Here is a 12,162-nt window from a genome sequence, read left to right on the forward strand (position 1 = left end):
AGCCCGATCGCCGGGTTTGTGTCGTACTCCCTCGCTATACTCGCACGTATGTTCGAATTAGCGGAGCGATGGGACCCGTCGGATGGGCCCGACTCGCGGGCGTTGATTGCGCGGATGCGTGAGGCGGGGCGGGCCGAGGCGCGGGCTGGCGCTGCGCGGCTCGATGCGATCGGCGAATTGTTCGAGCTGCGCCGCGTGGAGCGGGGGGAGTCCGCGGACCGGGCGGTGGATACCTGGGCCGCGGTGGGGGCGGAGGTCGCCGCGGCGTTGCGCACCAGTCTGGCCATCGCGGGAAGCTATTTGCATTATGCGCGGGCGATGCGCGAGCGATTGCCTGCGGTTGCCGAGGTGTTTCGAGCCGGTGAGATCGACTTCAGGCTGTTCCAGACACTGGTGTATCGCACCGATCTGATCAGCGACCCCGAGGTCCTGGCGACGGCGGATGCAAGGTTGGCGGTGCGGGCGCGGCGGTGGCCGTCGATGACGCGGGGCCGGTTGGCCGGGGAGATCGATCGGGTGGTCGGCGCGATCGACCCCGACGCAGTGCGCCGACGCGCCCAGGAGGTCAGTGATCGGTCGGTATCGATCTGGGAGTCCTCCGATGGGATGTCGGAGTTGAACGGACGATTGCTGACTCCGCACGCCAGCGCGCTCGACGAGCGCCTGAACGCGCTGGCAGGCACGGTGTGTGCCGGTGATCCGCGCACCCGCGAGCAGCGGCGCGCCGACGCGTTGGGCGCTTTGGCGGCGAACGCGGTTCGGTTGGAGTGTCGCTGCGGCACACCGGATTGCCCGGGCGGCGGAGCCAAGCCGAGCAGTTCGGTGATCATTCACGTCCTCGCCGAGCAGGCCACGGTCGAGGGGCGCGGTCAGGCGCCGGGGTCACTGCTGGGCGCGGACACGGTGTTGCCGGCCGAGGTCATCGCTGAGCTCGCGCAATCGGCGCGCCGGCGCCCATTGGATATCCCCGACGGGGCCGAGTCGGGCTACCTGCCGTCGGCCGGTTTGGCAGCGTTCGTGCGGGCGCGGGATCTGACCTGCCGCGCCCCAGGGTGTGACCGCCCGGCGAGCCAGGCCGATATCGACCACACCGTCCCGTATGCCGACGGCGGCCCGACTCATCCATCGAACCTGAAGTGCCTGTGCCGGCACCATCACCTGATATCCGTAGTACATTTTAAGGATGCGCCAAGCTACCGCCATCTACACCCGTATCAGCCTGGACCGTTCCGGCCAACGCCACGGCGTGACCAGGCAACTCGAGGACTGCACCGCACTGGCCGAACGCCTCGGCTGGAACGTGGTGGCCCGCTTCGACGACAACGACCTATCCGCCTATAACGGCAAGACGCGGCCGCAGTTCGAGGCGCTGCTGGATGCGATGAAGCGCGGCGAGATCGACTCGCTGATCTGTTGGCACCCCGACCGCCTCTACCGGCGTCTTGCTGACCTGGTGCGGTTGCTGGACGTGGCCGCCGGGGTGGAGATTCGCACCGTCAACGGCGGCGACATGGACCTCTCCAACGCCACCGGGCGCATGCTGGCCACCATCATCGGCAGCGTGTCGACGCAGGAGTCCGAGCACAAGGGTGAGCGGCAGCGGGCCGCGGCCAAGCAGTTAGCCGCGAGCGGCGCACCGAAGTGGCGGCGCGCCTTCGGCTACATCGGTGACACCTACCAACCCGATCCTGCGGTGGCGCCGCTGGTGCGTGAGGCGTACGCGGCGGTCCTTGCCGGGGCCTCTCTCGGCGACGTGTGCCGGATGTGGAACGACGCGGGCGCGCTGACGCAGCGCTGGGTGAAGCCCAAGAACGCCGACGGCCAAACGATCCGCGACGCGCAGCCCGTAGTGGAACGGCGCAAGTGGACGCAGCCGCAGGTCTCGAACTTTCTGCGCAAGCCCCGCAATGCCGGTTTGCGGGACCACAACGGTGTCGTCGTCGGCAAAGGCACGTGGCCAGCGCTGGTGGACGAGGACACGTGGCGCGCCGTCCAAGGCGTGCTGGAAGCGCCCGGACGGGCACCGGGCCGCAAGACGGTGCGCCGCCACCTGTTAACCGGCGTGCTGCAATGCGGCAAGGACGGTTGCGGCGGCTACCTGTCCGGGATGCAGACCCTCGACAAACGAATCACCTACGCGTGCAAGACGTGCCGCGGGGTGTCGGTGCGCGCTGAGCACGTTGAGCCGCTGGTCTACGGCGTCGTAGCGGGGCGGTTGGCGCAGCCGGACGCGGTGGACCTGTTGAAAGCCGAACTGCACGACACCACCGAAGCGGAGCGGCTACGCGGTGAGCGGGCGACGCTGCTGGCGCGCCTGGACGACATCGCCATCGAACGGGCCGACGGCCTGATCGACGGCAAGGGTTACCGCGCCATGACCGATCGCATTAACGAGCAGTTGGCCGGCATCGAGCGCCGCCAGCACGATCAGGAACGGTTGCGCGTATTCGACGGATTGCCGCTCGGGACACCAGAAGTCGCCGAGCGGGTCCGGGCGCTGTCCGCGGACCGCCTGCGCGCGGTCATCGACGTGTTGGTGGAGTTCGAAGTTGCCCCAGTTGGCAAGGGCGGCAAGGTGTTCAATCCCGAGAGAGTGAAGGTGAACTGGAAATGAGCGACGATGACGTACACCTTATCGAGGTTCATTGCGACGGCGCGCCGGGTGCGCCCCACACACGGCTGTACGTGGCGCGGATGGTGCGAACACTTCGCATGGACGACGCGCGCGGGTGGGCTGTTGCACGCGACGGCGGTCGTGGACACGGAGCCGACCAGAGCGGCCAAGGACGTGACCGGATTGATTTGAGGTGCGGTAATGGCGGTTGCCGCCTCAGCGCCCAGGTCGTCTTCGACGAAACCCGCGAGACCCGCGCGCACGCCCGCATGGTGGAGGCGCTCGATGCCTGGGCGGCTACAGGTCAGACGGAACTTCCTCTACATGCGATAGCTGGTATCGTTTCCCGTTAGCGCGGGTAACGCCGCCGGTCGGAAGCAATTGCCGATCAGCCGCTGACGCGTTGAAATCCCTCTCATCGGAGGGGCCACTTCTTGTGCCCCTTGGGAGTTCCCTCCGATGCCTGTGCCCACTTCGCCGCAATCGCGGTCCGCTCGCGCCAGGTTGGCGCAGTCTGCCCACGCCACTGGGCGAGATTCGGCCGAGACGACTGAGGCGCGGCGCGACTTCGCCGCAGCTCGCCTCGATGACTACATACGCGACACCCTTGCGAAGGCGCCGCCGCTCACAGATGCCCAGCGGACGAAACTTGCCCAGTTGCTGAAGCCAGCCCGCACCGCCGCGTTGGGTGGTGCGCAGGCGTGAATGAACGAAAAAGCCTCCCAGAACGGGCATTCGGGGAGGCTTCATCACAACAACTGCACACTGAGCGTACCGCCGGGACGCTGTTAGGCCGCAGCGCCGGAACAGCGCAGCGAGGTCGGCAATGAGTGCGGCGCTGATAGCGATTGCAGAGGCGTTGCGCAGCAACGGAAAACACGTCGTTGAGCGCGGTGATCAGCTTGCCGCGCAGTGCCCTGCTCACGACGACAGCAACCCGTCGCTGTCGATCAAGCAACGCCGTGACGGCACAGGTGTGGTGGTGTACTGCCACGCCGGTTGCGACCACCGGGACATTTTGGGCGCCATCGGGCTGACGGACCGCGACCTTTTCGACGAGCCGCGTATCCGTGCGGCGTACAACCCAAGCCGCACCTACACCTACACCGATGGACGGAAGGTGCACCGAAAGCCCGGCAAGAAATTCGCGCAATCCGGTAACACCAGCGGCCGCGCGTTATACGGCGTGGACAACATCGGTGCGCACGGCACCGTGTACGCCGTCGAGGGCGAGAAGGACGTCGAGGCCGCAAGGGCGGTAGGTGCAGTCGCGGTGTGCGGCGCAATGGGCGCCGGTAAAGCCCACAAGTTCGACTGGACGCCACTGCGCGACCATCCGGTCGTGATCGTCGCCGACCGCGACGAGCCCGGCCGCCGGCATGCCTACCAGGTAGCCGAGCAACTTCAAGGCATCGCCGCATCGGTGCGCATCGTGGAAGCCAGGGCTGGCAAGGATTTGGCGGACCACATCGCCGCCGGGTTGGGATTAGACGACCTCGTGGCAGTCGAAGAGGCCCGCAATGGTTTGCCGGTCGGCGACAGCGGGCAAGCGCACGGCATCCGGGACGCCGAGCAGGCCAAACATTCCGGGCAGGTGCGCATGGCGTACCTGTTGGCCGCGGCCTACGAGAACAAGCTGCTACACGTCCACGGCATCGGCTGGCATCAGTGGGACGGGCGACGGTGGGCAGCCGACGACACCGGGGCCGCCCACCGCGCCGTTCTCGATGTGCTGCGGCGAGCCTTGGCAGAGTCGCTGGGCGATAGGGAGTTGCGGGCGGACGTGCGCAAGTGCGAATCCGCTGCCGGGCTTGCAGGTGTGCTGGAGATCGCCGCTGCGCTAACGGTTTTCGCGGCCACCGTGCGCGACTTGGACGCCGACCCATATCTGCTGAACACCGCCAACGGCACACTTGATCTACGCACGCAGGAGCTTCGGCCGCACAACCCGGCCGACCGCATCACAAAGGTGTGCCGCGGCGCGTACCACCCCGAGGCGGCACAACCAGCAGTGTGGGAGGCGTTCCTGGCGCGGGTGCTACCCGATGGGGCTGTACGCGGATTCGTGCAGCGCCTGGCCGGGCTTGCGCTGCTGGGCGAGGTGCGTGAACACATCCTGCCCATCTTCACCGGCACCGGCCGCAACGGGAAAGGCACCCTGTACAAGGCGCTGTTGTACGCGCTGGACGATTACGGTCACGTGGCTGAACCGGATCTGTTCATGCACCGCGAAGGGGCGCATCCCACCGGCCAGATGGACCTTTTGGGGCGGCGCCTGATAGTGGTGTCGGAGTCTGACCGCGACCGCCGACTGGCCGAGGCCACCATGAAGCGGCTGACCGGGGGCGACCCCGTCACCGCCCGCCACATGCGCCGCAACTTCGTCACCTTTACCCCGTCGCACCTGCCGATCCTGGTCACCAACCACCTGCCGAAGGTGTCCGGTGACGACCCGGCCGTCTGGGCGCGTATCCGCGTGGTGCCGTTCGCCGTCTGCATCCCCAGCCACGACCAGGACACCGAACTGGACACAAAGCTGCACTGCGAAGCTGACGGCATTCTGTCCTGGGCTGTCGCGGGCCTTGCCGACTACCTTGCCTGGGGCCTTGACGAACCCGAACAGGTGCGCACGGCAACCGACGACTACCAGTCCGAGAGCGATGCGGCGCGCCGCTTCATAGCGGAAGAGTGCGTGACGACGAGTCCGGCGCTCAAGGCAACCACCGCGCAGCTTCACGAGGCCTTCGAGCGGTGGCGGGTGCGTGATGGCGCCGAGGCGATGTCGCAGCGGGCGTTCGGTTCAGCGCTAGACCGCCTTGGCTACCAGGCCGGGCGTCCTACCAACGGCAAACGATGGCGCACCGGAATTGCGGTGAAGGTGAGCGACGATGAAGGCGAATAGCACGCAAAGTACGCAATTGGGGGTTCACCAGTACGCGCGCGCCTATGTCGTCATACAGAAATTGCGTGCTTTGCGTACTGCCGCAGGTCAAAGGCCCGAGGGCGGCCAGCGCAGCGGCGAGCGTGTGCGGTGAGCATGCCCGGTGGCCGCTGGGTCAGCACGCAGGACTGGGCTCGCATCGTTGCCGTTGCGGGCTTGGCCGCGGGAGCGGAGCCCCGCGAGGTGGCCGCCGCCCTGGAGGGCCGTACTGGCCGTGGTGCGGCGCAGGCGGCGCGGGCGGCGCGCGCGGCAGCCATTCGTGCTTGCCGCGGCTGCGACCCGTCAGGGTGGCGTCTGGGCGCGGATGGAGTGCCGTTGGACCCGGCCGTGCGCTGCGGCCACAACGCCGCCGACCCGCCCGTCGCGCGCGATCCCAGCGAGCCGCTACACGAGCACCCCAATGCCGGTGCGGCATGCGGTTGACCGTCCACGGCGGCGACTACGCGGTTGCGGTGGTGCCCAAGCTCCGCACACGCCGCGTGAGCATCCGCGCGGGGCCGGTGATCCTGACGGTGTCACCGGCCGAAGCGTTCGCATTGGCCGATGCACTAGTCGAGGCAGCCGAAACACTCCGCAGCACAACCGTTCACGGCACAACACAGGAGGGAAAATGAGCGAGGTAAGTAGCGGCGAACCGGCCGACGATGACGAGGCTGTGGTGGCGCGGGTGGCTGCCCGGATGCGGAACCGGCCGCGGAAGCCCGTCAACCCGGTCACCGACGCCGACCCCGCCGATGTGCGGCGGCAGGTGCGCGCCGATGCCACGGCTGCCATGGCCCTGTGGTTTGGGCTGGCTGGCCTTGATGTGGGCTTCGCGGCAGCTGTGGACCATGCCAGCACGCCGTGCGAGTGCTGCCCGGACGATGTTGGCCTGGCGTCAATGCCGTACGAAGTGTTCCGCGCCGCGGATGTGCGTTTGGTCGGTGACGCCCGCCGGGTGCTGGACGATGCCGTCATTCGCGGCGCCGCTGTGGTGCTGCCGACGTGCTGTGCCCGTGACCGCCCGCAGGTCGAGTTGCTAGTGTGGCGCATCATCAACCGGCTGCGCGACCTGCTGACCGACCACCAGCGCGAAGACCTGCGGGTGCGGTGCACAGGCGGCGATGACGACTTTGAGTTACGTTGTCTGCGTGCGGGTTACGTGCTAGCAATTGCACAGATCACCGACGCTGACGACATGGCATCGGCTGCCCATGACCTGACCGTGCGCGAGTGCCGCGAACAGCCGTTCGGCGGTCTGACGCCCCGCGGCGTCTGGTGCGTGGCCGCTCCTGCGGTAGCGCGCATGGCCTCCGACCTTGCACCCGATGCCCTAGTGGCGTTGTTGCAGGCGGAGTTGGTGCGCCTCGATTCGCTGATGGTTTACCCCGATGCCGATGTGGGTGCGCGGTGATTCAGCGGCTGGCCGGTGTGTACCTCGATGCCTATGACGGCGCGTTTGTTGTGGAAGCGCTGGACCGCTTGGCGCAGTTGACGGCTGGGCCGACCCCGGCGCGCCTGGAGTCGGTGACGGCGAAGCTGCGCCGCGCTGTGCGCCACTCGGCCGAACCGCCAGCACAACCACCAGTGCCCGATTCGGTTGCTGAGCAGCAGCATTCGGCGCAACCGCCAGAAACAACCGCCAGTGTGCGTGCACTGCAACGTGATTCGGTGCACGCTGGTCCGCATGTCACCGGCACCATGGGCACCGGCCAGGCCGCACGCCTCCTCGGCATCTCAGCCAACGGGGTCCGCGACCTTGCCCGCCGCGGCCGCCTACCGGCCAGCCGCACCGGCACCCGCTGGCAGTTCGACGCCGCAGCCGTCACCGCTTTTAGCCAGCGGAGGGCCGCGGCGCAGGGCAGGTGAGCGTTGTGCCTAACCTGCGCACCATCCGCGGCGTGGAGTTGATGCGGGTCGGAACGTGGCAGACCGCAAGCCACCCCGATGGCTGGACGGTGACGGCCGACGATCTGGCCGCCGTCGTCGCCGCGCACGCCGCGGGTGTGCTGCCGCGGGCTCGGCTCAAAATCGGGCACAGCGACCCCCGTTTCGACGGCGGTCCCGCACTTGGCCGCGTCGATAACCTGCGCCTGGCCGATGCCGGTGCGACGTTGGTCGGCGACTTTGTGGACGTGCCAGCCGCCATCGCCGCGCTGCTGCCGCACAGCTATCCCTCGCGGTCGGTGGAGGCGTTGGTGGATTACACCGCACCCGATGGCACTGTGTGGCCGCTGGTGCTGACCGCGGTGGCGCTACTCGGTGCCACCGCGCCGGGTATCGAGACGCTGGCCGACATCACCGACTTGTACGGCGTCGCAGCAGCATCAGCGCGCCGCCTAGTGCTGGCCGCACCACCGCGCGGCGAGGCGACCAGCCAGCGTGCCCGCGCTGTCGCGGTGGCACGTGCCCGACGCACCCGCAGCACCCGAACCCTGGCCGTCTAACCCGGAAGGACACCCGCATGTCGACTACCCGCATCAACCCCTACTCGTATGCCCCCGGCGCGAACATCACCGGCGAAGCCACCGCCACCATCAGCGCCCGCAAGTTCGTCAAGATCAGCGGCAACCGCACCGCCGCAGGCAACCTCGCGGTAGCGCCAGCCGCAGCAGGGGACCGCGCGTTCGGAGTGGCCGCCCACGACGCCGCGACCGGTCAGTTGGTGCACGTGGCCCGCGGCGGCGTCGTCAAAGTCCTTGCCTCCGGGGCCATCGCCGCCGGTGCCGCCGTCCAGGTCGGCGCAGGGGGTGCAGCCTCAACCGCCGCGGCGGGCGTCGTGGTCGGGTTCGCCGTCACCGGGGCCGCCGACGGCGCCGTCGCCGAAGTGGCGTTCTACGCCTAACCGAAAGGAACCGAACCGCCATGACTTCACCGCTCATCCCCACCCTGTCCGGGCAGCAGTTGACCGTCGATGCCGCGCTCAAGCATCCGTCAATCATCCAGACCCGCATCGCCAAGCTGGCCGACAAGCAACTGCTGCTCGGCAAGTTCTTCCGCCAATTGGGAACGCAGGTGCAGGGCGGCGCGCTGCTCTACAGCACCATCACCGCCGCCGACTACTACGCCGCAGGTGGCATGGAGAAGCGCACACCGGGCGCGGAGTACGCCGTCATCGAAGGCGTGGCACCCGAGCCGCGGCTAGCACCCGTGGAGGACTGGGGCGCCAAGGCCATCCTGCCTGCCGAGGCGATCTTGCGGAATGACGCAAACCTGTTGGACAACACTGTAACTCAGCTCTCGAATACCCTTGCTCGTAAGTTGGATACCCGTGCGGTGGCCGCCCTCCAGGCCGCCAGCATCGGCAGCCTGGCACCCGCGGCCGGATGGGATGACCTGGTCATGGTGGGGCCGCTGGATGCCATCACCCCATCGGCAGACCGGCCAAGTGCCCACTGGGCCGAGGCGCAAGAGATGGCCGATTTGGAAGAGCTTGGTGTGCAACACGATTTGCTCATTGTGCACCCAGAGCAGGCCAAGCAGCTACGCGTCGCCTACGCCGAGAACCTGGACGCCGCACTGGAATCCGCGGGCTTCACCAACGGCATGTTCGCCAACCCCCGCATCCCCATCGGGCAAGCTTTCGTCCTCGAACAGGGCGCAGTGGGCACGGTCGGCTTCGAACTGCCGCTCACCGTGGACATCTGGGAAGAGAAGGGCACCCGGTCGTGGGTGCTGCAGGTCTACGCCGTGCCCGCCATGGCCGTCGACCGGCCCTACGCCGCCAAGAAAATCACCGGCCTCAGCTAGCCCAGAAGGGAAACGCACACCATGGCACTCACGCTTGACGACACCCAGACCGCGGCGCTACTCGACGCACTGGGCCTACCAGCCGACACCGACGACGCCAACCTGGTGGTGGACACCGCCAAGGACCTCGCCACCCAGGTCCAGGGCCTCGACACCGCCAAGGCCAGCGCCGTCGTCGCCGCAGCCGCACGGCACGGCATGGAGGTCATCGACAAGCCCACCGCCGACGCACTGCGCCGCGACGCCCAAGAAGGCAGACGGGTCATCGCCGCGGCAGCCAAGGCCAAAGTCGAGGCCGCCGTTGACCACGCCATCGACACCGGCCGCATCATGGCCAGCAGCAAGAAACACTGGATCACCCTGTGCGAAAACGACGAAACGATGCTGCCGCACCTGGCCTCCATCGCACCCGGCACCGCCGTCCCACTCAGCGAAGTCGGGCACAGCGCCGACGCAACGCCCGACCCCAACCCATCCGGCCAGTGGTTCTACTGACCACCTAGACCGCGCTGCCGGGTGGGTGCAACAGCCCGCACACACCCCGGCGCGGCGTGGGCAGGCGCCCCGGTTCCGACTCGTCCTTGGCTGCCGGGGCGCCGCCCACGACCCCCGAGACGGCGGCCCAGGCCCGCGGTGGGCGCCCAGACAGCCAGCAGCCAGCGGGCCGCGGCCAGCCCTCGGCTCGGCGGCACACCGATGCCACCCACCCCCGAAAATCTTCGGCTCCCCCCTCGGGGTGGCTCCCACGGGGTAGCCATGGATTTTTTGCGCGGCTCGAAAAAGATCGGGCTCGAAGCGCAACGAGTGCCGTCTGATGGCGGATGTAGCGTTTGGGCTGTGATGTGACGAATCCCCGATTCGGGGGCGAAGTGGAGCACCGTGACTGTCCCGAGAAACCGATTTGACGAGACCTGGCATCGGCTACGCGATTGGACAGGTGGCCAATCCAAGTCCGAGATGCTGGCGTGGCAGGTGATTGGGGCTGAGGGCTACACCCGTATTGACCCGGCACATACACACGGAGGCCCTGACGGTGGTGGGGACGCCATGTGTGAGCGGGATGGCGAGACGTGGGTGATGGCGGCCTATTTCCCGTTAGGTCAGAAGACGCCGGCCACGATCAAGAAGAAGCTGTTGCAAGACATGAAGGGCGCGAAAGCCAAGGGCGGGGTGGGCATCGCGTTCGTCACCAATCAGGAGATCACCCTGGCGGAGCGCGAGCAATGGGAGCAATTGGACCCTGACCTCAAGGTCCACCTGTTCCATCTGTTGAAGGTCACCCAAATCCTCAACGAACCTCAGTACGCCCGGACCCGCGAGGAGTTTCTCGATATCGTCGCCGGCCCCCCGCCGATGCTAATCAAGGCGTCCATACTTGGGCCTGCTCATGCATTCACTGATGACAGGGTTGTACTCGAAACCTTCGTGAAGATGTATGAGCAGCGGATTCGAAAACGGTCCGATAAGGGGCATGCGCGCGTTCGCGCCGAACGCGAAGCGAAGGAACGCGCCGAACGCGAAAGACGAGAGCGCGCGGCCGCGGCCGCGGCGCGCGAGGCGGCGGAGGAGGCGCAGCAGGAAAGGCTGCGGGAACTCGGGCCAAAGAGGCCGTGGGATCTAGCTGGTACCCCCATCCCACGGATGACCGACATGCTCGGTCAACGTCCGTATTACAACCTTGGTCAGGTTCAAGGCCGTGACTCTCTGATGGACGACGCCAAACGGGAGGAACTGCTGTACAAGACGCTGGGGATCAATCCGCCGACGCCGCCACAGCCGCTGGACGAGGCGCAGATCACGGAAAGGGTAGCCGCATACCGGGCAGGCCTAGAAGCGCGCTGGCCCGCGTGCCGGGACTACCTCGCTGGTGTCGCGTGGCCGGGCCTGCGGTTTCGGATCAAGAACGAGGCAAGAAGTTTCCTCAACGATGTACAGGTCATCCTGACCTTCCACGGGGCACGGGGTGTCAACTTCGAGGATCTCGAAGGCTTTCGAATTCGACAAGGTTCCGGACCCGAGTTGGCAGCGTCCGGTGGACCCGCTGTTCTATACCGCACTGCCGGCTATGCCCCGGCTGGCCCCGCCGTCGGACTACCCAATCGAATGGCGGCACAACGACGACGGGGACCTCGAAGTGACGGTCACGTTGCCGCAGCTAAGGCCGCATCCAGAGTGGCGAAGTGACGAGTACGGAGACGACATAGTGGTTGTTGTGGACCCCGGTCTCGAGGCCGACGAGATAGCAGTCACATACACGGCCACCGCCCATAGCTACGGCGACGTGTTTGAAGGCGAGCAAATTGCTCTGCCCGTCGAGAAGGAACCCATGCTTGACGTGCTGCGTCGGGTGATTGCCGCGACCAGGGATGATGACTCCTGATAGTGAGGTGGGCGGCGCCGCGTTTGTATGCGTGAAATGTACTTCGCGCCGCTAGTGCCATCATCTGCTGAAGACGTTCTGGGGCTGGCGCGATCAACAGTTGCCCGACGGCACCGTCATCTGGCGACTGCCCGGCAACCAGACATACGTGACGACGCCGGGCAGCGTCCTGCTGTTTCCCGGCCTGTGCGCCCCGACGGGCGACCTCACTCCCGCCCCACCCGCCGAGCACTGCGCCCAGCGCCTGGCCAGGATGCCGCTGCGCAAGCGGACTCGCGCACAAAACCGCGCCCAGGCGATCGCCGCCGAACGCCGCCACAACCGAGACGCCCGCGTGGCCGCACGCGCCGAATCCGTCAGCTACCGCGGGCTCGCCCCGCCCGACAGCGCCGACGACGAGCCGCCACCGTTTTGACGACCGGTCACCGGCTTATGTGAGGGCGCGTCGGAGTCCAAGATTTTGCACTCGTCGCCCGGTCCCGACGACCCCGCGCCCGG

At 67.4% G+C, this 12,162-nt stretch carries 14 protein-coding genes and 1 pseudogene; all 15 read left to right on the top strand.

All coding sequences use genetic code 11. The annotated features are described in order from the left end of the window. Positions 1 to 48: 48 nt before the first annotated feature. Positions 49 to 1,341 (top strand): HNH endonuclease signature motif containing protein, encoded by a 1,293-nt coding sequence (locus I2456_RS10900; protein ID WP_241007917.1) that lies wholly within the window; start codon positions 49 to 51, stop codon positions 1,339 to 1,341. After that, complete coding sequence (locus tag I2456_RS10905) at positions 1,247 to 2,614, top strand: recombinase family protein (protein WP_241007848.1); 1,368 nt, start codon at positions 1,247 to 1,249, stop codon at positions 2,612 to 2,614. Before I2456_RS10900 ends, I2456_RS10905 begins: the two co-directional genes overlap by 95 nt. Beyond that, entirely contained in the window at positions 2,611 to 2,967 is a 357-nt protein-coding gene (locus tag I2456_RS10910) for a hypothetical protein (RefSeq protein ID WP_085073162.1), read from the top strand. Before I2456_RS10905 ends, I2456_RS10910 begins: the two co-directional genes overlap by 4 nt. A 473-nt stretch (positions 2,968 to 3,440) precedes the next feature. After that, positions 3,441 to 4,028, top strand: a pseudogene (locus I2456_RS28430) (AAA family ATPase); the annotation flags it as partial. Positions 4,029 to 4,214: 186 nt separating this feature from the next. Beyond that, positions 4,215 to 5,516: a DNA primase family protein gene (locus tag I2456_RS28435; RefSeq protein ID WP_169717183.1), complete on the top strand. Its 1,302-nt coding sequence runs from the start codon at positions 4,215 to 4,217 to the stop codon at positions 5,514 to 5,516. A 129-nt stretch (positions 5,517 to 5,645) separates the two neighbouring features. Then, a complete protein-coding gene (locus tag I2456_RS10920; RefSeq protein WP_139823052.1) occupies positions 5,646 to 5,978 on the top strand; it encodes a hypothetical protein in 333 nt (110 codons plus the stop codon). Between the two features lie 187 nt (positions 5,979 to 6,165). Beyond that, positions 6,166 to 6,948 carry a hypothetical protein gene (locus I2456_RS10925; RefSeq protein ID WP_085073157.1) on the top strand — a complete coding sequence of 261 codons (783 nt, stop codon included), beginning with the start codon at positions 6,166 to 6,168 and terminating at the stop codon, positions 6,946 to 6,948. After that, positions 6,945 to 7,403, top strand: coding sequence for a helix-turn-helix domain-containing protein (locus tag I2456_RS10930; RefSeq protein ID WP_085073156.1), 459 nt, complete (start codon positions 6,945 to 6,947; stop codon positions 7,401 to 7,403). The genes I2456_RS10925 and I2456_RS10930 overlap by 4 nt, the downstream gene beginning before the upstream one ends. Next, positions 7,400 to 7,981: a hypothetical protein gene (locus tag I2456_RS10935; RefSeq protein WP_241007717.1), complete on the top strand. Its 582-nt coding sequence runs from the start codon at positions 7,400 to 7,402 to the stop codon at positions 7,979 to 7,981. The genes I2456_RS10930 and I2456_RS10935 overlap by 4 nt, the downstream gene beginning before the upstream one ends. Before the next feature lie 17 nt (positions 7,982 to 7,998). Further along, complete coding sequence (locus I2456_RS10940) at positions 7,999 to 8,379, top strand: capsid cement protein (RefSeq protein ID WP_085073155.1); 381 nt, start codon at positions 7,999 to 8,001, stop codon at positions 8,377 to 8,379. A gap of 20 nt (positions 8,380 to 8,399) precedes the next feature. Continuing rightward, entirely contained in the window at positions 8,400 to 9,284 is an 885-nt protein-coding gene (locus I2456_RS10945) for a major capsid protein (protein ID WP_085073154.1), read from the top strand. A 21-nt stretch (positions 9,285 to 9,305) separates the two neighbouring features. Further along, the gene (locus I2456_RS10950) at positions 9,306 to 9,779 is read left to right on the top strand and encodes a phage protease (RefSeq protein WP_085073153.1); all 474 of its coding nucleotides are present in this window, start codon (positions 9,306 to 9,308) and stop codon (positions 9,777 to 9,779) included. A 552-nt stretch (positions 9,780 to 10,331) separates the two neighbouring features. Continuing rightward, positions 10,332 to 11,468, top strand: coding sequence for a hypothetical protein (locus I2456_RS10955; protein ID WP_139823051.1), 1,137 nt, complete (start codon positions 10,332 to 10,334; stop codon positions 11,466 to 11,468). Positions 11,469 to 11,487: 19 nt separating this feature from the next. Continuing rightward, a complete protein-coding gene (locus tag I2456_RS10960) occupies positions 11,488 to 11,664 on the top strand; it encodes a hypothetical protein (RefSeq protein WP_163703845.1) in 177 nt (58 codons plus the stop codon). A gap of 100 nt (positions 11,665 to 11,764) precedes the next feature. Beyond that, positions 11,765 to 12,079, top strand: a complete 315-nt coding sequence (locus tag I2456_RS10965; protein ID WP_241007918.1) for a hypothetical protein — start codon at positions 11,765 to 11,767, stop codon at positions 12,077 to 12,079. Positions 12,080 to 12,162: the final 83 nt, after the last annotated feature.

The organism is Mycobacterium kubicae (assembly GCF_015689175.1).
Lineage (GTDB): Bacteria > Actinomycetota > Actinomycetes > Mycobacteriales > Mycobacteriaceae > Mycobacterium > Mycobacterium kubicae.